The 20,434-nt window shown below is 65.0% G+C and carries 21 protein-coding genes and 2 pseudogenes; 9 read left to right on the plus strand and 14 right to left on the minus strand.

Annotated elements, in window-relative coordinates; all coding sequences use genetic code 11:
• Nucleotides 1–2: 2 nt before the first annotated feature.
• The 7 genes and pseudogenes from FGL95_RS29470 to FGL95_RS29500 form a co-directional block, all read right to left on the minus strand.
• Complete coding sequence (locus tag FGL95_RS29470) at nucleotides 3–551, minus strand: Asp23/Gls24 family envelope stress response protein (RefSeq protein WP_169594094.1); 549 nt, start codon at nucleotides 549–551, stop codon at nucleotides 3–5.
• Nucleotides 548–1,093 carry a DUF6286 domain-containing protein gene (locus tag FGL95_RS33065; protein WP_169594096.1) on the minus strand — a complete coding sequence of 182 codons (546 nt, stop codon included), beginning with the start codon at nucleotides 1,091–1,093 and terminating at the stop codon, nucleotides 548–550. The genes FGL95_RS29470 and FGL95_RS33065 overlap by 4 nt, the downstream gene beginning before the upstream one ends.
• Complete coding sequence (locus FGL95_RS29480; RefSeq protein WP_169594098.1) at nucleotides 1,090–1,470, minus strand: Asp23/Gls24 family envelope stress response protein; 381 nt, start codon at nucleotides 1,468–1,470, stop codon at nucleotides 1,090–1,092. Before FGL95_RS29480 ends, FGL95_RS33065 begins: the two co-directional genes overlap by 4 nt.
• Entirely contained in the window at nucleotides 1,463–1,642 is a 180-nt protein-coding gene (locus FGL95_RS29485) for a DUF2273 domain-containing protein (RefSeq protein WP_169594100.1), read from the minus strand. The genes FGL95_RS29480 and FGL95_RS29485 overlap by 8 nt, the downstream gene beginning before the upstream one ends.
• Nucleotides 1,635–1,919, minus strand: coding sequence for an Asp23/Gls24 family envelope stress response protein (locus tag FGL95_RS29490; RefSeq protein ID WP_169594102.1), 285 nt, complete (start codon nucleotides 1,917–1,919; stop codon nucleotides 1,635–1,637). Before FGL95_RS29490 ends, FGL95_RS29485 begins: the two co-directional genes overlap by 8 nt.
• Nucleotides 1,916–2,377, minus strand: coding sequence for an Asp23/Gls24 family envelope stress response protein (locus tag FGL95_RS29495; protein WP_169594104.1), 462 nt, complete (start codon nucleotides 2,375–2,377; stop codon nucleotides 1,916–1,918). Before FGL95_RS29495 ends, FGL95_RS29490 begins: the two co-directional genes overlap by 4 nt.
• A gap of 114 nt (nucleotides 2,378–2,491) precedes the next feature.
• Nucleotides 2,492–3,010 (minus strand): annotated as a pseudogene (locus FGL95_RS29500) (nitric oxide synthase oxygenase); the annotation flags it as partial.
• A gap of 285 nt (nucleotides 3,011–3,295) precedes the next feature.
• Between FGL95_RS29500 and FGL95_RS29505 the strand changes: the two are divergent.
• Nucleotides 3,296–4,459 (plus strand): globin domain-containing protein, encoded by a 1,164-nt coding sequence (locus tag FGL95_RS29505; RefSeq protein WP_169594106.1) that lies wholly within the window; start codon nucleotides 3,296–3,298, stop codon nucleotides 4,457–4,459.
• Between the two features lie 13 nt (nucleotides 4,460–4,472).
• Here the strand turns inward: FGL95_RS29505 and FGL95_RS29510 are convergent, their stop codons facing one another.
• Complete coding sequence (locus tag FGL95_RS29510; protein ID WP_169594165.1) at nucleotides 4,473–5,216, minus strand: FAD-binding oxidoreductase; 744 nt, start codon at nucleotides 5,214–5,216, stop codon at nucleotides 4,473–4,475.
• 10 nt (nucleotides 5,217–5,226) lie between these two features.
• Entirely contained in the window at nucleotides 5,227–6,387 is a 1,161-nt protein-coding gene (locus tag FGL95_RS29515; protein ID WP_169594108.1) for a globin domain-containing protein, read from the minus strand.
• A 543-nt stretch (nucleotides 6,388–6,930) separates the two neighbouring features.
• On the opposite strand from FGL95_RS29515, the gene clpB reads away from it, so the two are divergent.
• Both clpB and FGL95_RS32595 read left to right on the plus strand, forming a co-directional pair.
• Nucleotides 6,931–9,477, plus strand: coding sequence for an ATP-dependent chaperone ClpB (gene clpB / locus FGL95_RS29520; RefSeq protein ID WP_169594110.1), 2,547 nt, complete (start codon nucleotides 6,931–6,933; stop codon nucleotides 9,475–9,477).
• A gap of 143 nt (nucleotides 9,478–9,620) precedes the next feature.
• Nucleotides 9,621–10,337 (plus strand): GNAT family N-acetyltransferase, encoded by a 717-nt coding sequence (locus tag FGL95_RS32595; protein ID WP_240963407.1) that lies wholly within the window; start codon nucleotides 9,621–9,623, stop codon nucleotides 10,335–10,337.
• A 171-nt stretch (nucleotides 10,338–10,508) separates the two neighbouring features.
• Here FGL95_RS32595 and FGL95_RS32810 read toward each other — a convergent pair.
• Nucleotides 10,509–10,760 (minus strand): annotated as a pseudogene (locus tag FGL95_RS32810) (helix-turn-helix domain-containing protein); the annotation flags it as partial.
• An 11-nt stretch (nucleotides 10,761–10,771) separates the two neighbouring features.
• Here FGL95_RS32810 and FGL95_RS29535 point away from each other — a divergent pair.
• The 5 genes from FGL95_RS29535 to FGL95_RS29555 are packed head-to-tail and all read left to right on the plus strand — an operon-like array spanning nucleotide 10,772 to nucleotide 14,640.
• Nucleotides 10,772–11,569, plus strand: coding sequence for a hypothetical protein (locus FGL95_RS29535; RefSeq protein WP_169594116.1), 798 nt, complete (start codon nucleotides 10,772–10,774; stop codon nucleotides 11,567–11,569).
• Nucleotides 11,570–11,621: 52 nt separating this feature from the next.
• Nucleotides 11,622–12,611, plus strand: coding sequence for a type III secretion system chaperone family protein (locus FGL95_RS29540; RefSeq protein WP_240963391.1), 990 nt, complete (start codon nucleotides 11,622–11,624; stop codon nucleotides 12,609–12,611).
• Nucleotides 12,612–12,629: 18 nt separating this feature from the next.
• On the plus strand, nucleotides 12,630–13,418 hold the full coding sequence (locus tag FGL95_RS29545; RefSeq protein WP_169594118.1) for an SDR family NAD(P)-dependent oxidoreductase: 789 nt from the start codon (nucleotides 12,630–12,632) through the stop codon (nucleotides 13,416–13,418).
• A 9-nt stretch (nucleotides 13,419–13,427) separates the two neighbouring features.
• Nucleotides 13,428–13,961 (plus strand): orotate phosphoribosyltransferase, encoded by a 534-nt coding sequence (gene pyrE, locus FGL95_RS29550; protein WP_169594120.1) that lies wholly within the window; start codon nucleotides 13,428–13,430, stop codon nucleotides 13,959–13,961.
• Nucleotides 13,962–13,965: 4 nt separating this feature from the next.
• Nucleotides 13,966–14,640 carry a lysoplasmalogenase gene (locus FGL95_RS29555; RefSeq protein WP_169594122.1) on the plus strand — a complete coding sequence of 225 codons (675 nt, stop codon included), beginning with the start codon at nucleotides 13,966–13,968 and terminating at the stop codon, nucleotides 14,638–14,640.
• On the opposite strand, the gene FGL95_RS29560 is transcribed toward FGL95_RS29555, so the two are convergent.
• From FGL95_RS29560 to FGL95_RS29575, 4 genes are read right to left on the minus strand one after another with little or no spacing between them, the layout of a single operon-like run.
• Nucleotides 14,566–15,873 (minus strand): CHAT domain-containing protein, encoded by a 1,308-nt coding sequence (locus tag FGL95_RS29560; RefSeq protein ID WP_169594125.1) that lies wholly within the window; start codon nucleotides 15,871–15,873, stop codon nucleotides 14,566–14,568. The two genes, FGL95_RS29555 and FGL95_RS29560, sit on opposite strands and share 75 nt — an antisense overlap.
• Complete coding sequence (locus FGL95_RS29565) at nucleotides 15,867–17,339, minus strand: tetratricopeptide repeat protein (RefSeq protein ID WP_169594127.1); 1,473 nt, start codon at nucleotides 17,337–17,339, stop codon at nucleotides 15,867–15,869. The genes FGL95_RS29560 and FGL95_RS29565 overlap by 7 nt, the downstream gene beginning before the upstream one ends.
• A 1-nt stretch (nucleotide 17,340) precedes the next feature.
• The gene (locus FGL95_RS29570; protein WP_338080085.1) at nucleotides 17,341–18,366 is read right to left on the minus strand and encodes a hypothetical protein; all 1,026 of its coding nucleotides are present in this window, start codon (nucleotides 18,364–18,366) and stop codon (nucleotides 17,341–17,343) included.
• Entirely contained in the window at nucleotides 18,354–19,664 is a 1,311-nt protein-coding gene (locus tag FGL95_RS29575) for a hypothetical protein (RefSeq protein WP_169594169.1), read from the minus strand. The genes FGL95_RS29570 and FGL95_RS29575 overlap by 13 nt, the downstream gene beginning before the upstream one ends.
• Nucleotides 19,665–19,838: 174 nt before the next feature.
• On the opposite strand from FGL95_RS29575, the gene FGL95_RS29580 reads away from it, so the two are divergent.
• Nucleotides 19,839–20,294, plus strand: coding sequence for a hypothetical protein (locus tag FGL95_RS29580; protein ID WP_169594128.1), 456 nt, complete (start codon nucleotides 19,839–19,841; stop codon nucleotides 20,292–20,294).
• Nucleotides 20,295–20,434 lie beyond the last annotated feature (140 nt).

Raw genomic sequence — 20,434 nt, forward strand, 5'->3', positions numbered from 1 at the left:
ACTCAGCCCGCGATACGCACGAACACTTGAGTAGTCACATCGGCACCGCTGAGCGCGGTGCCGATGTCGGCTGCCGTCTCGGCGGCTAGTCGCCGGACCAGCGGAATCGATGCTTCCGGACCGGTGACGATAGTGATCCGCAGGGTCCGGCGGCCGCGATCCAGCTCGGACCTCGCCGATGCCGAATGCACGACGGGGTGGCGCTCGAGCATTGCGGCAACCGCGTTACCGACCTGACCGACGTTGACCGTCAAGGTGCCGTTGGCGCCGGTGCCATCGAGTTCGACTGCGTTGAGCCGATTTCGGCGCAGATTGGCCAGCAAGAGCCACATTCCGAGCACGAACGCACCGATCGCGATCGCGCCGATCGTCCAATCCCACCAATTCTGTTGTGGAGCAAGCGCATACCAGCGTGGACTGGCGTGCGCTATTGCTTTGTTCGCGAGGGCCACGTCCAGCCGCCACGCAATCGTGAAGATCCCGGCGCCCAGTAACACGATGGCGATTGCTGCCGTCACGAGCCGGTCGACGTTGCTTGTGCTTCGCCTCATCGGGCCGCCGGACGTTCGATTGTCACTGTGACCGTTGGTGGTTCGGCAAGCTCGGCCAACGCCTTGCCGACAGCGGACCGTACCGCTTCGGCCAGCGCGCCGGGCTCGCGCCCATCGGTGCGGACCCGTACGGTCGCCCGGCGGCGCACGATCTGCGTTTCGGCACGCCTGACCCCGTCGACGTGAAGTGCGGCCCAGCTGCTGATCCGGGCGGCGTCGGTCGGCCGAAACCAGATGGTAGGAGTTCCCGATGTTCGTAGGTGCGTCGCAGCGCGCGGTTTGACGGCGATCACGAGCAGTGCGGCGCCGAGAACGGCGGCAGCGACTGCGACCGGCAGCATCCAACCTTGCCACGCGAGCCTGCTGATCCATTCGAAGGCGTTGCGAATCCACGGCGGTCCGGGAACCGCGTTGCGTTCGATGAGAAACTCGCGCCCACAGATTGCTGCGACCGCCAGGAGCACGAAGGCGATGCCGAGCGCGACCCACCTCGCAGCGGGCTTGGCAACAGGATCGAATTGCCTGCCATCGGACTCGATCACGAGATTTCAGCACCGATCTCTGCGTCGGTGTCTGCGACTACGGCAATCACGGCGACGTCGACGCGAGACGGATACCTGCCGGTCAGCCGCGCGACCTCGCCCACAACATGGCTGCGGACCTGTTTGCACAACGTTGCGATCGGGCTCGGCCAACTGACCGCGATATCGACGCGAATGTTGGGCTGCTCGGGAGTCATGTCGACGACGGCCCGGGGGAGGTGGCGTCCGGTGACGGATCCGACCGCAGTACGGGATCGAACGACGCCGGGGACGTCGAGCGCTACGAGTTCGACGATCCGGATCGCAGCGCGATTTCGGATCGTCAGTGTGCCTCGCTCACCAGGGTCGACGAGCTCGAGAGGATCGAGCTCAGCCACGACCGCGGCTCCGCAGCAACGCGCCGAGATCGATCGATCCATCGCGATGCGCGCCGACGGCGAGACCGAGCCCGCCGAGGACCACCGCGAACAGGAAGCCCCCGAAACCGCCGGTGATTCCCGCAATCGCAAGCAGCAGGCCCGCAAACAATCCCAGTGTCGCGTTACTCATCGCTTTGTTCCTCAGTTACAACATCTTCGACGGTCACGATGATCGGCATTCCGGCGATCTGCTCGGCCGCAGCGCGGACTTCCTCGGCGACGGTCCAGACGTTACGCCGAAGGTCGGTGATGAGGTGAATCTCGCCGACGGATTCGCCCAGTCGCACGCCGGCGATCTGTTCGCCGGGCAGATAGGTCGCGACCTCGCCGAACTCGCCGCGGTGCAACCCGGCGACCCCTTCGACCTGCATTGCAGCCTGGGCCAGCAGCCGGGCGGTGTCGTTCACCGGACCCTCGGTTTGCCCGGATCGAGCGGGAGATCAGCCCCCTCGTCTTCGCCCTCGAAGTAGACGTCGTGGACCGTGATGTTCACTTCGGTCACTTCCAGCCCGGTCATTCGCTCGACCGCGCTGATCACGTTTCGCCGGATCGCTGCCGCGAGCTCATGGATCGCCGTGCCGTAGTAGGCCACGATCCCGATGTCGACGGCTGTTTGGTGCTCGCCGACTTCGACCGAGACACCTTGCGACAGATTGGTACGCGCACTCGGAATCGAGTCGCGTAGACGGCCCACCACACGCGCGGCGCCGCCGCCCACATCGCGAACGCCGCTGATTTCGCGGGTTGCGATGCCTACGATCTTTGCCACCACCATGTCGGCTATTACCGTGCGCCCCAGTGGGTTCGGCGTTGCGGTCGGCAGCTCGCCGACCACGATTATCGGCTTCGATACCGGATCAGTCATCGGACTCCTCGATTCTCGCCCCACTGGCGATGGTGCCACGGAATTCGTCGGACCGGCGAGTATCGGCGCAGCCGCGCGTGGAGTTACGTGACAGGACAACCCCGGTCAGAGCTCGTCGAGATCCATGTTCACGACGGCTGGCACCGCGTGCCACTCCTTCCAGCCCAGCCGCAGACACACTTCGGTGATATCGACGTGCGCGGGGTCGCCGGTGATCGAGCTGTCTGCATTGCGATATCCCGCATAGCGGATCAGTTGCGGGCTGAGGATCCGGAACTCGCGTCCGGCGGGGAGCGGAGGCGGGCCGACGGTGATCACCGATTGCAGGGCGCCGCCGTTCGTCGCCATGCGCACATGCTCCCAGCACGCCTGTGCGAGTTCATCGGCAGTTACCGCGTCGCGGGCGTCGATGAGCTCGAGTGTCCGCCAATGTTTGCGGCCGACACAGCGTGCGTGGTTGCGCCACGCAAGTTTGGCTCCGACCAGGAGTTCTTCGGTCGTGTGGACATAGGATCCGATTGATTCGAATTGTCGAATGACGTCGTTTCCTCGGTTCGCCGAGAGATGAGCGAGCTCTGGCTGGGCGTAGAAATCGACACATTCGTGCAGTCTGCAGTCGCGCTCGGTGTCGATCGGATCGCCGGCAGGATCGTCCGAAAAGGCCCTGACACGGTACGGCGACTCGTCCCTGAAGGCAATGGCCGCGTGGGTCGAACTATGTCTCGAATGGTCGTTCGCCAGCTGGTTGCGGAGGGACGTCCAGGTCGGTGGATGACACTCGCGGGGTGTGAGGCAGGATTCCTTTGCTCAGAATTCTCGCATAGACTTCCCCGGAAACCAGTCGGCATCTGCCGGGTGAGCCCGCTATCCCCAACGCCCACGTGGGTAGCGATCGAGCGCGAAAAAAGGTGTGCGCCAATGGATTCGAGAGTGATCTCGCTTGTCAGAACGACGTTCAAGGCTGTTTTGGCCACGGACGACGGTCCAGGGCGGTTGACCAGCTCGTTCTATGCGATTTTGTTCACCGACTACCCGGGTGCGCGGGATTTCTTTCCTGCCGCGATGGAGACGCAGCGCGACCGATTGGTGAAGGCGCTTGCCTACGTCGTGGACCGGCTGGAGGATCCGGACAATCTTTTGCCGTTCCTCGCTCAGCTCGGAAAAGATCACCGTAAATACGGGGCACAGAAGGCTCATTACATTGCCGTGGGCGGTTCGCTGATCAAGGCACTGCGCAACTTCGCGGGTACCGAAATTTGGACCGAAGAGGTGGACGCGGCCTGGCAGGACGCGATCGGTGTCATCGCGTCGACGATGCTCGGGGCTGCGGCCAACGAGTCCGACCCGCCGGTGTGGGGCGGCACCGTCGTCGAGCATCGAGAGATTCTGCGAAATCTGGCAATCGTCCGGCTACAGCTGAATCAGCCGATGCACTACGAGGCCGGGCAGTACGTGAGTGTCCAGATTCCGTCGCGTCCGCGGATGTGGCGCTACCTTTCGCCCGCGAACCCGGCCAACGAGAACGGCGAGATCGAGTTTCATATTCGTGGCGTCTCCAGCGGCTGGGTGAGCCCGTCGATCGTCGGCCACACCCAGGTCGGCGATCAGTGGCTGCTCGGATCTCCGCTCGGCTCCCTCGGCGTCGCAGGCAGCAACGACCGCGACATGCTCATGATCGGCTGCGGCACCGGCATCGCGCCTTTGCGAGCCCAGGTGCTGGAAATGTCGCACCGGCGGTCCAACCCGCGCGTCCACGTCTTCGTCGGCGGCCACCATCCGTGTGACCTCTACGATCTCGAGATGCTCTGGCAGTTGTCGCTGACCAACCCGTGGCTCACCGTCACACCGGTTGTCGAAAACGACGAAAACCCTTGGTGGCACCCCGAAGTGCCAGACTTTTCGGCTCCGGGCATGCATCGGAAGATCACCGGCCAGATCGGCCGTGTCGTTGCCGGCCTCGGTGCCTGGTCGGATCGCGACATCCAGATCGCCGGGTCGCCGTCGATGGTCCAGACCACGAAGTTCCGGCTGATGGCCGGCGGCACGCCGACCAAGAACATTCGGCACGACCCGCTGTACTGAGCGGTCCGTCGGCTCAGAACGGGTCGTAGTGGATGTTGTCCATCGGCGTTCCGGTGGCCCGTAAGCGTTCGATCGTCGTGCGGGTCATCGCGGGTGAACCGCAGACCAGCACTTGGTGATCGCTGAGTTTTCCGTGAGCGCCGACGACATCGGCGAGCGTGCCTTCGAGGAGATCGTCGGGCGTGAAGCCCACGTCCACTCTTGTTCGTTCGTACCATTCGTCCGGCCACGTTGGGTCGTCGACGTGCTCGACGACCGGGATCACGGTCAGCCATGGCAGATCCGCCGCGAGCAGGTACAACATGTCGGAGGCGTAGAGATCGCGTGGGGAGCGTCCGCCGATGAACAGGAAGACACGGGGCGGTGCGGCACGGCGTGCCAGGTTCAGAATCAGCGCACGAATCGGCGCCAGACCGGTGCCGCCTGCGATCGCCACGACGTCTCGATTCGAGTCGTCGACGCGAAGCTGACCTGCGGGTTCGGTGATCGTCCAGACGTCTCCTGGGCGCGTTTCGGTGACGATCGATCCGCTCATCCAGCCCGCGGGGACCGCGCGGACGTGAAACTCGAGCTTGCCGTCGAGGGAGGGCGGCAAGGCGGGGGAGAGTCGCCTGCTGATCAACGGATGCGCCGGGATGGTGACCGACACCGACTGACCTGCGACGAACGGCACGACATCGCCGATCAATCGCACGACCGCAAGGTCATGGCGAAGTCGGTGGTGCTCAACGACCGTCGAATTCCACACTGATTCGATCCTTTTCGGGTCAGACCGGATCGTGGGTGATGTTGCCGATCGGCGTGCCGCCTTCGACGAGGGCGGCGATGGTGTCTCTGATCATCTGCGGCGATCCGGCTATCTGGATCTGGCGGTCCGCCCACGAGCCGAAGCTGGCGACGATCTTGCCGATCGGTCCGGTCAGTCGCTGGTGCAGGCCTTCGGGCATCTCGATCGGCGGCGCGTTGTGCCACCAGGGGTCGGTTTCGGTCTCGCACACGGGCACGATCGTCAGCCACGGATTGGTCATCGCGAGCTGCCACATCGTGTACATGTCATAGAGATCGCACGGGTGGTGGCCGCCGACGAACAGGTGGACGCGCGGGTTGGTGCCGCGGGCGGTCAGTTCCATGACCTGGGCGCGCAACGGTGCCAGTCCCGTCCCGGAACCGATCATCAGCACGTCGTCGCCGCTGTGCTGGTTGATGCGCAGGCCGCCGAGCGGCGCGCCGAGCGACCAGCGATCCCCGACCTGCGTTTCGTTGACCATCGACGGGCTGACCCAGCCGCCCGATATCCGGCGGACATGGAACTCGATCTCACCGGCGTCGTTCCACGGGATCGCCGGCGATAGGTATCGCCACATTCGTGGGCGTTGTGGAATCCGCACCGGCAGATATTGGCCGGCTTCGTACGGGACCGGTGTGTCGCAGCGAAGGCGGATGATCGCGAGGTCGTCGAGCACGCGCTGGTGTCCGACGACCGTCGCGTCCCACTGGGCAGGCATGTCGTCGGATTCGGCGCCCGCGGCCATTGCGTCGACGATCAGTTCGAGGACTTCGATCCACGCGGCGTCGATCGAATCCGTCCAGAACGCATGACCGGTGTAGGTCCGCAGCGCTTCGTACAGTGCGCGGCCCGCGGCTGGGTAGTGGGTGCTTTCGACGCCGTACTTGCGATGATCTCGGCCGAGTTGGCGAAGAAACCCGACGATCCGTTCTTCGTCGTCGAGGCTGTCGACCAGGAATACCAGTGCGGCAGCGAACTTGTCGCGCTGCATGTCCATACCGGCGGGGAACAGCTGCCGCAGGATCGGATTCTCGCCGAACAAATTCCGGTAGAACAGGTTTGCAAGGCGGTTCGCGCCTGTGGGTGAGGCAGTCACCGTTCGAAAGTTGGAGCGCACGAGCGCGATCGCACGCAAGTTCACGAAACAGAACTCCTCTGCAATAACCGGAAGAGGAAAGTCGCCGGCTCCACTGTGACGACGAGCGCTACATTATCGCCGAATCGCGGCAGCGGCCAACTTCGATGGGCATTGTGGAGTCTTCGCTGTTCGCCACCGTGCTGCTGGGTGATCGCCTACATTCATCGGCACGCCCCCGACGGCCGCGCCGATGAATGAGAGTTCGGGTGCCCCCGACGGTGGCAGGCTAGCGTGGTCGGCCACTTGTCTTACTGCACAACCGAATCGACAACTCGATGCGGTTCGCAAAGAGTGACGGCGGTACCAGGTAGCGGTACCCACAGAGCATAAACAGACCAGATCTTGCAAATCAAGAACAGTTACATACTTCTTCCCCGTTTTGGACAACTGCGATGAACTTCCAGTCTGCTTCACAGATCGCAGAAATTTTCTATAGTTGAGCGGAACAGACTCAACCTTTGGAGCGTTGGAATCAATGACCAAGTTCCCTACCGAAGCAATCCGGTAGACCTGACGATTGAGAAGACTGAAGAAAGAGGGTGACTAGTGGACTCGTTCAACCCCACCACTAAGACTCAGGCAGCGCTGACCGCTGCCCTGCAGGCGGCATCGTCCGCCGGTAACCCGGACATTCGTCCGGCGCACCTGTTGGTGGCGTTGCTGGATCAGACAGACGGCATCGCTGCCCCACTATTGAAGGCCGTCGCAGTCGATCCTGCCGTCGTGCGAAAGGAAGGCCAGGCGATCGTCGATCGGTTGCCTCGGGCGACCGGTGCGACCACGACTCCGCAACTCGGTCGCGAGGCGCTCGCGGCCATCACGGCTGCACAGCACCTGGCGACCGAACTCGACGACGAGTACGTCTCCACCGAGCACTTGCTTGTCGGCCTGGCGAGCGGTGATTCCGACGTCGCCAAGCTGCTCAGCGGCCACGGCGCGACTCCGGTCGCACTGCGCGAAGCTTTCACGGCCGTCCGCGGCAGCGCCAGGGTGACCAGCCAAGATCCTGAGAGCACCTACCAGGCGCTGGAGAAGTACTCGACCGACCTGACCGAGCTCGCCCGATCGGGCAAACTCGATCCCGTCATCGGGCGCGATACCGAGATCCGTCGCGTCGTGCAGGTGCTGTCGAGGCGTACGAAGAACAACCCGGTCCTCATCGGCGAGCCCGGCGTCGGCAAGACTGCGATCGTCGAGGGCCTGGCGCAACGGATCGTTGCGGGCGATGTCCCGGAGTCGTTGCGCGACAAGACGCTTGTCTCCCTCGACCTCGGTTCGATGGTCGCGGGCGCGAAGTATCGTGGTGAGTTCGAGGAGCGGTTGAAGGCCGTCCTCGCCGACATCAAGAACTCTGCGGGCGAGATCATCACCTTTATCGACGAGTTGCACACCATCGTCGGAGCAGGCGCAACCGGCGAATCCGCGATGGACGCAGGCAACATGATCAAGCCGATGCTTGCTCGTGGCGAACTGCGCATGGTCGGCGCGACCACCCTCGAGGAATACCGCAAGCACATCGAGAAGGACGCCGCACTGGAGCGTCGTTTCCAGCAGGTGTTCGTCGGCGAACCGTCGGTGGAAGACACGATCGGCATTCTCCGTGGGCTCAAGGAGCGCTACGAGGTGCATCACGGCGTGCGTATCACCGACTCGGCGCTCGTCGCCGCGGCAACCCTCAGTGATCGCTACATCACGTCGCGGTTCCTGCCGGACAAGGCAATCGACCTCGTCGACGAGGCCGGCTCGCGGCTGCGGATGGAAATCGATTCGCGTCCAGTCGAGATCGACGAAGTCGAGCGTTCGGTTCGGCGACTCGAGATCGAGGAGGTCGCGCTGGCCAAGGAGACCGACGCGGCGTCCAAGGCGCGCCTCGACAGGTTGCGCCAAGAACTCGCCGACCTCCAGGAGAAGCTGAGCCAGCTCAACACTCGGTGGCAGAACGAGAAGAAGGCGATCGACGACGTCCGCACCCTGAAAGAACAGCTGGAGACGCTACGTGGCGAATCCGAGCGAGCCGAGCGCGATGGCGACTACGGCAAGGCGGCGGAGTTGCGCTACGGCCGAATTCCCAAGCTGGAGAAAGAGCTTGCCACCAAAACCGAAGTCAGCGGTATGCAGGAAGAGGTCATGCTGAAAGAGGAGGTCGGCCCGGACGATGTAGCCGACGTCGTCGCGGCATGGACCGGTATTCCCGCGGGCAGGTTGCTCGAAGGCGAGACCGCCAAGCTCCTCCGCATGGAAGACGTGCTCGGCAGTCGCGTGGTCGGGCAAACCGAAGCTGTGCAAGCTGTTTCGGACGCGGTTCGGCGGGCGCGTGCCGGTGTCTCGGACCCGAACCGGCCGACCGGCTCGTTCCTGTTCCTCGGCCCGACCGGCGTCGGAAAGACCGAGCTCGCAAAAGCATTGGCGGACTTCCTGTTCGACGACGAGCGGGCGATGGTTCGCATCGACATGAGCGAGTACAGCGAGAAGCACTCGGTCGCACGGTTGGTCGGTGCTCCGCCCGGATACGTCGGGTACGACCAGGGTGGTCAGTTGACCGAAGCCGTTCGGCGTCGGCCCTACACGGTCGTGCTGTTCGACGAGGTCGAGAAGGCGCACCCGGACGTGTTCGACATCTTGCTCGCGGTGCTCGACGAAGGTCGGCTCACCGACGGTCAAGGCCGAACGGTCGACTTCCGCAACACCATCCTCGTCCTCACGTCGAACCTCGGCGCTGGTGGCGACAAGGACCAGGTGATGCTGGCGGTTCGGTCCGCGTTCAAGCCGGAGTTCATCAACCGGCTCGACGACGTCGTGATCTTCCACCCCCTCAACGAGGAGCAGTTGGAAGCGATCGTCGAGATCCAGCTCGAGCAACTGCAGAAGCGTCTCGCCGCTCGGCGGCTGCAGCTCGAGGTCTCGCCATCCGCGCGGTTCTGGCTGGCGGTCCGTGGTTACGACCCGGTCTACGGTGCCCGCCCGCTACGCAGGCTGGTCCAGCAAGCGATCGGTGATCAGCTGGCCAAGAAGTTGCTCGGCGGTGAGATCCACGACGGTGACACGGTCACGGTCGGCGTCACCGAGGACGGCAGCGGCCTGACCCTCAACTGATCGGCTGACCCTCGTGAGTCTTTTAGGAGTCCCTGGACTCCTAAAAGACTCACATTCTTTTTCTGTGCAGGTGAACTTTTCTGCACCTCGCGGACGTTCTCTCCTTTTAGAGAGAAGTCCCTAGTAATGCGGGGGTGTTGGAGATGTTGCACACTGTCGAGCAGATCGCGATCCGGCCGATGCGAGCCGACGATGTCGTGTTGGTCGAGCAGATGTCGGCCGACCTATCGGTCCAGTCGCTTTACTACCGGTTCTTCGCCGGGGTGCCGGTGCTGCCGCAGGGCTTCCTGCGCCAGCTCCGCAACCTCGACCACGACCAGCACGAGGCCGTGATTGCGGTATGTGGCGGACTGGTAATCGGAATCGCCGAGTTCGTGCGGTCCGCAGATCCGTCGCGAGCGGAACTGGCCGTCATCGTGGCAGACAGCTGGCACCGCAAAGGCGTCGCGCGCCGCCTGATCGGGCAGCTCACTCCGCTGGCCTGCCGCGCGGGAGTTACCGACTTCGAGGCGTCCGTGTTACCTGAGAACCACGCGGTGCGGAACATGTTGACGTCGATGTTCCCCGCTGGTCGATACGGCTGGCACGACGGCATGCTCGCCTACGAGCTACCCCTCCGCCAAGATCCGGCGAGCGAGCCTCGTCACCAAGCTCGTCGCCCGCGCTGGTGGCGGATCGCCGCTCACCAGGTAGCGGCGCACTACCGCGAGCGGAAGGTCGAACAGCGTGAACGCGACCTCGTCGGAGCGGCGTCCGGTCTCGGCCGCCAGGTCACGCGCGAGCTGAACAATCCGGCTGTTCAATGCGGCGTTGTGCGCCGCCAGCGCTTCTCGAGCATCCGCAGGCCACGTCTCGGGTGAGAAAGCCCTGGCCCCTGCATGCAGGACGATTGCTTGCTGGACGTTCTCGCGGCACCAGTCGACCGTCCAGCCGCAAGCCGCAATCGCCGATTCGACGGGCGGCCTGGCCTCGAGGACCTCGCCCAGCCCGCGTTCGAAACGGCGAGTCGTGCGTAGCCACACCGCAGAGAGCAAGGTTGGTCGGTCGGCGAACCGGTGATAGATCGACCCGCTCGGGGCGCCGACTTCGCGCGCCACCGACGACATCGTCACCGCGCGCGCACCGCCTGTTGCGAACAGGCGAACGGCCGCGTCGATGAAGTCGTCCACTGAATGCGCCGGGGGTCGTCCCACCAGAGCGATGGTACGGAGCTGACCCGAACCGGTTGTGAGTCTTTTTGGAGTCCCTGGACTCCGAAAAGACTCACGAGGGTCAAAGCGCATACCCTGTTTCTATGACGAATCCGAACGAGCCGTGGCAAGGTCAGCCGGGCGGCCCTCCGCCGCCCAACGAGCCGACTGCGCAGTTCGGTAATCCGGGGGCCCCGCAGCACACGTCGAATCCGTACGAAGCGTACGGCCAGGCTGGGCCGAATCCAACGCAGTCTTTCCCGACCGCTGGACCCTACGGGGCCTACCCGACGGACGAGGGCAGCGCGAATCCTTACGGCGCTGATCCGTACAACCCCACACCCGGCGCGACGTACCAGTACGGACCTCCCGGCCAGGTTCCGCCCGGTCAGTTCCAGCCGCCGTACCAGCAGCAACCCCCGCAGAAGCCGAAGCGGACGGGGTTGTGGATCGCCATCGCCGGTGTGGTTGCCCTGCTGCTGGTGGGCGGAGTTGCAGCGGCCGTGCTGCTCGGTGGATCGGACTCGTCGGATACGGCAACGGGCACCAGCAGCGCGAGGACGACGAACCCGAAGTCCGGCAGCAAGACCCCGCCCTCGATCGCGCTGCCAACCGACCTCTCGTTCCCGAGCCTGAGCCTGCCGAATCTCCCCGACCTCGGCGGCATCGGTGTCGAAATCGGATCGATCACCTCGGTCAGCGGCGACACGATCGTGATCGATTCCACCGACGGCAAGCCGAAGACGATTCACACGTCGAGCAGCACGAAAGTGATCGGGCTGTCGGCGAACAAGGTTTCGGATTTGAAGACGGGCGATTCGATCGTGGCCAACGGCACGTCGCGGTCGGACGGATCGCTGGATGCAGACACAATCTTCGCTACTGGTATCCACATCAACTGAACACGACGTAGATAGCGGCAGTCAGCTCTCGAACTAGCTAGGGTGTGCACCGATGACGGCAATCTGGTTCCTCCTCGCTGCGATCGCGCTGGTAGGTGCGGGCGCTCTGCTCTATTTCGATCGCATCCAGCGGCAACGCGTCGGGCGCGTTCGGCAGATCTGGGCGAAAGCGCAGGGGTACTCGTACACCCCGGCTGACCCCAACCTGCCCTCGACCTGGCAGCGGGGTGCGCTCGCCAAGCAGGACTATCTCTCTGCCGTCGACATCGTCAGTGGTGTCCGCCGTGGCGAACAGTTCTTCTTGTTCGATCTCGAAGAGGCAGCGACGATCATCGCCGTCCGGCGCGAGGTCGGCTCTGACGTCGACATCGACCTTCGATTGAAGTCGACGCCACCGCCCCGGGACGCAGATCTCGAACTGCTCGGTGCCATCGGTCCGCGCATCATGTTCGCGACGGACCTCGAGATTGCGCGCCGCGTGTGCGACCAACGCATGATCACCTACACCGAAGGGCTGCCGTCGAAGCTTCAGCTCCTGTGGAGCGAGGGCATGTGGACGTTGGGCTCGCTTCCGGTGGCGACCTCGAGTCGTGAGTGGGAGGCATCGGTCGACGCGGTCGCCAAGCTGTCAGGAATGCTCCACGTCCTGCCGCCGGCGCGCCAGTCGTACGGACTGTCACAGGACGCGCACGATCCGGGTCGGCCGCAGACCGCAGATCAGGCCGCTGCGACGATCCAGCGGTCTGCGGACCCGAATTCGCGCGTCATGGCACCGCCACGTTACCCAGCCCCGGAGCGCGCACGGATGCAGCGACCGCCCGGCGACTTCGGGCGTCAGCCCGTGCCGCCGACGCAGATCGCGCCGCGTGCGCCGCTGCCCCCGCTGCCGCAGCGCAATTTCGATCCGCAGCAGACGCAGCAGGCGCCGCGTCCACCAGCGCCGCCCGCGCGCGACCCGCGCCGAGTGCCGGAACCGCCCAGGCATGGTTCGGATGAGCCGCCGACAGAGCGATGGTCCGAGGACCCGCGCAGACCGCGCTGACCCGATAGGGTTTGCGCCATGTCGTCCAGCTCAGTGCGGCCTGTTGCGCTCGTCACGGGTCCTACGTCCGGTCTCGGCGCCGGGTTCGCAAACAAGCTCGCGTCGCAGGGCTACGACCTGATACTTGTCGCCCGCGACGTCGAACGCCTCGAGGATTTGGCCGGCGATCTCGAGCGGCGCTTCGGCGCACAGAGCGAGGTCCTACCCACCGATCTGGCGACGCAGGCCGGTCGTGAAGCCATCGCCCAGCGGCTGGAAAAGGGTGTGCAGTTTCTCGTGAACAACGCCGGGGTAGGGCTGGTCGGCGAGTTCTGGACGATCGACCCTATCGACCTGCAACGCCAGCTCGACCTCAACGTGACAGCGGTGATGCAGCTGACCAGGGCAGCGTTGCCGCCCATGGTGGCTGCGGCCAAGGGGCGAATCGTCAACGTTGCGAGTGTGGCCGGTCTCGTTGCGGGACGGGGATCGACGTACTCGGCGTCCAAGGCGTACGTCGTCAGCTTCACCGAGGGTCTCGCGGGTGGTTTGGAAGGCACCGGGGTGCAGATCCAGGCCTTGTGCCCAGGGCTGGTGCACACCGAGTTCCACGAGCGGGCAGGGCTGGAGCTGGCCTCGTTGCCCAAGATGCTCTGGCTCAACGTCGACCACGTCGTCGCGACCTCGCTGGAGGATCTCGAGAACGGCAAGGTGATCAGCATTCCGGGGCTGCAGTACAAGGCTCTGACGACGGTGAGCCGGATCCTGCCGCGAGGTGTTGCACGGCGGGTGGGGAGCATTGTCGGTAAGGGCCGGGGCCGCACCTAAGATTCGGGAATGACCGATCGGGACGATTTAGCAGCGTTGGTTCGCGAGCTCGCGATTGTGCACGGCAAGGTGACGTTGTCGTCGGGCAAGGAAGCCGATTACTACGTCGACCTTCGACGGGCCACTCTCCATCACGAGGCCGCGCCGCTCATTGGAAAGTTGTTGCGAGACTTGGTGTCCGACTGGGAGTTCGATGCAGTCGGTGGTCTCACCATGGGTGCGGACCCGGTCGCGCTCGCGGTCATGCACGCGCCCGGTAGGCCCATCGATGCGTTTGTGGTTCGCAAGGCAGCGAAAGCGCACGGGATGCAACGCCAGATCGAAGGTCCGGACGTAGTCGGTAAGCGGGTGCTCGTTGTGGAAGACACGACGACGACCGGCAACTCCCCGTTGACCGCGGTCAAGGCGCTGCGCGATGCGGGCGCGATCGTGGTCGGCGTTGCGACGGTCGTCGATCGGGCGACCGGCGCAGATGCCGTGATCGCAGCGGAGGGTGTGGAGTATCGCTCGTTGCTCGGCTTGGCCGACCTCGGACTGGGATAGTCCGATGGCCCGAATCGCACTCGAGCACATCGTATTTGCCGGAGCGACGGCCGTCACTGTGGCTGGTGCGGTCACCGGGCGAGAGCGGTGGCAACAGGTCGCCAAACCGCTGATCGCGCTGGCGTTGGCGGTGCGAGCATTGCGGAAAGGCCGCGGCCCCGATCGCGCTTTGCTGGTCGGCGGGCTCGCGGCAGCCACGCTCGGGGATGTATTGCTGATCGATCCGGACGACGATACAAAACTCGTCCAAGGTGCGTCGTCGTTCGCCGTGATGCAGTGTGCCTACACGGTCGTGCTGACACGGCACGGTGCCCGCCCGACCGCGCTGGCCGTCGTCCCCCGCGTGCTCGGCTGGGCTGGTGGTGGGGTGCTGCTGAAGAAGCAGGCGCCGCAGGTTGCCGCGCCACTCGCTGCGTACGGACTGACTCTCGGGACGGCAACGACGCTGGCGTCGGATCCAGCTCTCGGACCCAGCATGAACGTTGGTGCGCTGCTCTTTACGGGCTCCGATGCACTGATCGTCGTGCGCCGCTTGTTCCTTCGATCCGAGCGTGCTCGCGCGATCGCGGAGGGCGTGATTCTCGCGAGTTACGCCGCAGCACAGCTATTTCTGGTCGAAAGCATGATGCGGCTGAGTAACGGTGTCGATCGTCGCGAAGGCCGCCCACAGTACCGGTGAATGCTCCATGGACCGCTCCTCGCGCCATGCGTCCAACCGCTCCCGCTGCCAGGAAGCCAACGCGCTGACCGGGTCCGGCTGCTCGTGCGCCGCGTCGATCGCGTAGACAGCGTCCTGCAGCGGCCTCGCCCCGGGGGCTGCTCCGGCGATGCGGTGAAACGCGAAATCTGTCGGCAGCGCCCACCTGCTCGCTGTAATCAGTTCGACCCCACTGTGAATCATCGCGGTGACAAGTCCGAATGCGTCGCCGAACCGCAGATCCCCGCCGCTCTCGCACGCGATCAACGCCACTCGGCTCGGCATCGGCCACAAGTCCGGTCCGGCCGCCGGCTCGTCGGTGAGGGTGTGCGTGCCGAGAATGAGATCCTTCGCCGAGAACGGGCGATGTGTGCGTTGCGGTGGCGCGAAGCCAGGAACAGCCGCGCCGCACGCGAGATGGAGCTCGGCGTTCTCACTCTGCCCCGATTCGGGCGGGGCAGCCGTCACATGGCCAACATAGACCAATCGGCTTGCACCGCTGCGTAGTTCGTCGCTGAGCCAGGCGCGGTCGACGTCGGATCGGCGAAATGCCGCGACCGGATCGGACACTTTGGGGCGCATCCTGCGCTCGGCGGTCCGGGCGGCGACCATTCGCGCCGCGGGCGCGTCCGCCGTCATTCGTCCGAGCACCGAACCCAGCGTCGAATCGGCGGGAAATCCGGGAATGCGTGGATCGAGGACGTTGACGACAGGCAGGTGCTTGGTGTCTTCCCAATGCCGCGCCGTTCTGCCCGGCGCGTGGACGACACCGACGGGCGCGAGAACGCTTACATCAGCGATATCGACGAGTCGTAGCCCCGGATCGGGTGAGATCAACTCCCACGGAATCTGCGCGACGCGCGGTGAGGGCTGAATGCGGATGTGCGGCTTGATGCCGCGGTTGTACAGGTAGTCGAGTTGAAATGCGAGGTTGTACGGCAGAAACAACTGTGACAACCGTTCGGCCAGAGCATTTTCGGCGTCGTACGATGCAAACGTCCCCGTCGTCAGGCAACGTTCGAGTCCGAACGGATCCGCGAGGTTCGGCAGTGCCGCAGCCAAGCGGTCGAGAGCCTCGGTAACGTCGGCGTACGGCACGACGCTCACGCCCGGAGCGCCGACGCCTTCGGGCCAATGCCAGTACAGGTAGGTGTTGCCTGCATCCGCCATCCGCACCACGACCGTGGGTCGTGACGGGAGGTCCGGCGTCACCATACGGGCAGCACGCGGTCGTCGCGAAGTGTTGTGCCATAGCGGTTTTGCGCTGCCTCGGTCTGACGAGCGAGGGCGATGCGCCCATCCCACGCCATCGACAAACGCGGCGGTGGCGAGACCCGAAGGCCGGATCCGAGCGCTCCGACGATCGCCGAGTGCAATGCGGGTTCGGCCAGCGAAGTCGGGGCAGTTGGCTCCGCCGCCAGCGTCGACCGATCCAATGTCGCTCCAGCGCATTGTGTTTCGATCAGCTCGGCGATAACGTGCGCGTCTTGTGCCAGGTAGGCCAGCCGAAACGCGAGTTGCATCGACGGCGCCGCGACCTGACGGTTCCACTGGTCACGCTGTTGACCGTCGGCGAGACTGTGGCGTTCTGCGTCGATGGCGACGGCAGCAGTGACTGCAAGATCGAGTGCGCGCGCGAGTGTCGCGGTGTCGGGGTGTTCGGGGTCTCGCGCCGCGGAATCGACGACGACCGCTTCCAGCAGGGTTGCGTGCCAGAAATCGATCTGCGCGCTGAGCAAGCCGATTCCCCGGCTTGCGGCGGCCGAAAAAGCCTCGGCCAGAATGGCTTCGCCTTCGTTCAGATTGCCCTCCGCAAATGCGTGAGTGGCCAGCAGCGTCTGGACGCTGGCCGCGTCCAGGATTGCACCGGAGGCCAGGAATGACTCCAGGCTGCGTTGGTACAACTCCTTTGCCCTGGGCGCATCGCCTCTGGCGTCGGCGAGAACTCCGAGCGTCTTGGTGGCCGCGGCACTGCGATCATGCTTTCCGGTCCGATCGAACGTCGTCAGGCAGGCGTTCAGCAGCGGCTCGGCATCTTCGGTCCGCCCCGCTCTGACGTAGAGCGCAGCGAGGTTGTACTGCGTCTCGGCGGCCCCGATGGCATCACCGGACTCGTCGAACGCATCGATGGCCTGGCGCCAGAAATCCTCGGCCAGTTCCCATCTGCCGATACCTGAGTTCGCGACCGCGATGTTCTGCAAAGCATTGCCAAGCCGGTCGGGAGCGTGGACCATCGTGACGTCGAGCGCCTCGGTGGCGAGCTCGAGCGCCGTCGCCCAGTGTTGGCGGTGGATGCTGATCGCGGTCAGCGACGCATAACACGCGACCAACACGTCGCCGACCACTCCATCGCCGACGAGCAAGCCACGCGCTCGGGTTGCTGCTTCGAACGCGCCGTCGAGGTCGCCGACGTCTGTCAATGATTGCGAAAGATTGACCAATACACTGGCTTTGACGTCATCGGTGTCGTCCGCCAGCGCTCCCAGCGCGTCTCGGTAGACGGCTATCGCGCCGTGATGGTCGCCGAGGTGGTCCATCATCGTGGCCTTGTCGACCAGCGCGCGGGCGCGGAGTCCACCGGCGTCGGTCCGGGCAATCTCGTCGAAGATCTGGAGCGCCGTTGTCACATCGCCGCGGCGGTACGCATCGGCTCCAGCGGCAAGGGGATCGGCCGCGCTCATCTCAGAAGTCCGTATCCGCTGCTGCAGCAGCTATTTCGGCGAGCAGCGGCGCGTCCGGGTCGTCGATCGCAATTGCCGAGGTGGCTCGGACGAGGCGGCGGCGCGCCAAAGTGCGGACCATTGCGCGAGTGTCGCCACCCGCCGCGCCCGTCGGTCCGAAGCCGGGAACATGGATGTCGATGGTGAGAGCCGGCCCCGCACCGTCGGGTGCTGCGACCTCGCCGAACCAGTTGTCGCCCAGCAGGTTCAGTTCTACCTCGGTTGTGTCGTCCCCGGCGCGCACCGTTGCGTGTGGCTGTAGATGCGCAGGAACCGGCGGTCGAAGGCCTGGTGCGGCAACGACATTCACCATAACGACCGTGCGACCGCCGGTCCTCCGCAACTCCCACGAGACCGCGCTGTCGGACGCATCGATCAATCCCGCAGGATAGCGACGCCAGTCGCTACCGCCGATCCCTCGTGCGAGGACGAGCCCGCCCGGTGCCGTAGCAGTGGCAGCACCCGCCGCGAGAGCGTAATCCTCAGCGCGACCGAGGGTCTCGGGAACGCGGTCGACGGTCAGGTTCTCCTCGATGCCGAGCAGGTCGCACTGCTCGACCAACGCGGCGATGTCGCGTTCGAGTAGGTCGGCGTCCAGCGGCGGGATCCCGTCGAGCACTGAAGCCGGCCACCAACGTTGCGCCCACAGCGTGAACGCGAGGCGGCGGGCCGCCGCGGCGAGGTCGGGCATGGCAGGCGAGGTCGCCACGTCACGTTGCGATCCTTCGGCGAGCGCGATCGCTGCGGCTTCGCCGTACAGTCCCCATACCCAATCCTGTGCTCTTGCGACGTCGTCGAGCACAGCGACCGGACTGGCGTGCGCGCCGAGCAGGCTCCACGCGAGGTGGCCGCCCGCAACCTCGACGACCGCCGTGTCTATGTTAGGCGCGGCGTCTGACAAGCCTTGCGTGCCTGCTTCTTGCGGATCGATGACAACCAATCCGCTTGCGGCATTGGATATCCGGACCGTCGCCATCAGCTTGCCCACTCTTCTGCGATGGCCGATGCGTCCGCGGGCGGGACAGTGCTCAGCGCCTGCTTGACCCGTGCGCGGTGATCCAGAATCACAGACCGAGCGACACCGTCGAGTAAGTCCCACAGTTCGTCGAGGGTGTAGATCGGTGCTCCGCGAACGTCGCGGCCGTGCAACCGAACCCACAGCCGTCGTACATAGGAACGCGAGGGTGTCTGCAGTTCGGCCGCGAGGTATGCGAGGGGGTTTTCGGACGGCAGGTCTGTGGCGTCTGCGCTCAGTGCGAGTCGTCGTGCGCGCAGCACGTATGCCTCACGTCGCCAGCGGCGGTTGATTGCGCGGTGCGCTGCGGTGTGGCCGTCGTCGTCGGCGGCGTTGCCGAACGGCGAAAGCTCCAATGCGAGCGCCGCCCCGACCGTGGCGGCAACGCGGATCGTCTCGTCGAGAATGGCCCACGGCGAGCAGCTTCGGGCGATCTCGTCGGTCACCAGCTCAGGGATCGGTGGCAACTCGGCGCGGTCGCTCGATGTTTGAAGAGCGGTGAACACGCGTTCCTGGATCGTGCGGTCGAACGGTAGCCCGAGCGCGGCTTTCGATGCCGTCGAGCCCAGGCCCGGCGCGCGCGGCAGCGGGTAGACGGTGAGGCCGAGGTCGCGCGCGCAACGCCGGGCGTCCCGCTCGGTCCAGAGACGGATCCCAGAGCGAGTGCCGGCGTGCGATGCGACCAACTCGTCGAACGCATCGGAATCGTCGCCGGTCGGGCAGGTTTCGAGGACGTCCCTGATGTGACGGGACTGCTCTGCGCTGAGCGCACGCGTCGGCGGCCGACGTTTCCATGCGATATCGATCAAGCTGGTCAGCTTGCGCGCTCGCTCGGGGTCGGTGACGTACTCCTTGAGCGCGCTGGTCGTGCGGCCCGCTGCCGATTCGTGCACGTCACGCAAGGCGGCAGCCGCGATCTCGTCGCCGACCGACGGGTCCGGCGGTCCGTGCATGGTTGCGAGCTCGAACGACACCTGGAAGTAGAGGTCCTGCGGGTTGCCGTCGGTGATGCGCAAGCTTCGCCGCACCTGCTTGAGCTTGGTGAACCAGGCTGCGGTGGCCTCCAGCCGATCGCGGGCGGCATAGATGAGCGTCGCGAGCAGGGTTTCGCCGTCGGGAGTCAGCATCGGACCCGCGCATTCCGGGTGCTGCACAGGCCGGATCACCAACGGATCAAGCAGCAACTTGACCGTTCGGCTCAGAGGAGCACCGTGCGGTCCGCTGAGTGCGTCGACACCGTCGAGTTCGCGCCACACCCCGGCGAGAACCATCGCGCGCGGGCGCTGACCTGCGCGTTCGCCGCTCGGCGGTGTCCCCATTTGGTCATGTTAACCGAGCGTCGTAGCGGTGCGTCGGGACAAAACCTGGGATCGGTAGGCGAGCGGAGCTTCATACGGTCTTCACATCGGTTCCAACCACGGAGCCCAGAACTGAAGGGACAGATCATGAACAACATCTCTCGGACCCGCAAGGCCACCGCTGCCATCGCCGTTGCCGCTGCGAGCGCGGGTCTTTTCCTCTCGGCATGTAGCGACAAGGAGAAGGAAGCCAACGACGCCGTCTCGGCAGCCGCTTCCTCGATCGGCGCCGCTGCAAGCTCGGTCCAGCAGCAGGTGCAGAGCGCAATCGAGACCGCCGGACAGTCGGTTCCCGATTCGATCGAAGACGGCAAAGTCCTGGCGTGGGTCACCGCGTTCAAGACGGGTTACCCGACGTTGGCGCAGGGACGCGACGACGCGGCGATCAAGTCGATCCGCGTCGACCTCTGCAAGGACGTCAAGGCAGGTAAGTCGGCCGACGAGGTCACAAAGAAGCTCGAAGACCTCACCGCGAACTCCGGCGTCAAGCCGAACACCTACGAAGCGCAGGCGCTCTACCTCACGTTGACCGGGACCTGCTGACCTAGCTCCACTTTCGAGAAAGGAGTCTCAATGACCGTGTCAAGCCGCAGCTGTGAGTCGAGCTGGGACTTCCGAGGTGAATTCCCGTCTGTCGCGGAGCAGGGCCCAGAGGACGTCGACGAGCCGGCGGGCGAGGGCGA

The organism is Antrihabitans stalactiti, from assembly GCF_012932915.1.
In the GTDB taxonomy this organism is placed as follows: domain Bacteria; phylum Actinomycetota; class Actinomycetes; order Mycobacteriales; family Mycobacteriaceae; genus Antrihabitans; species Antrihabitans stalactiti.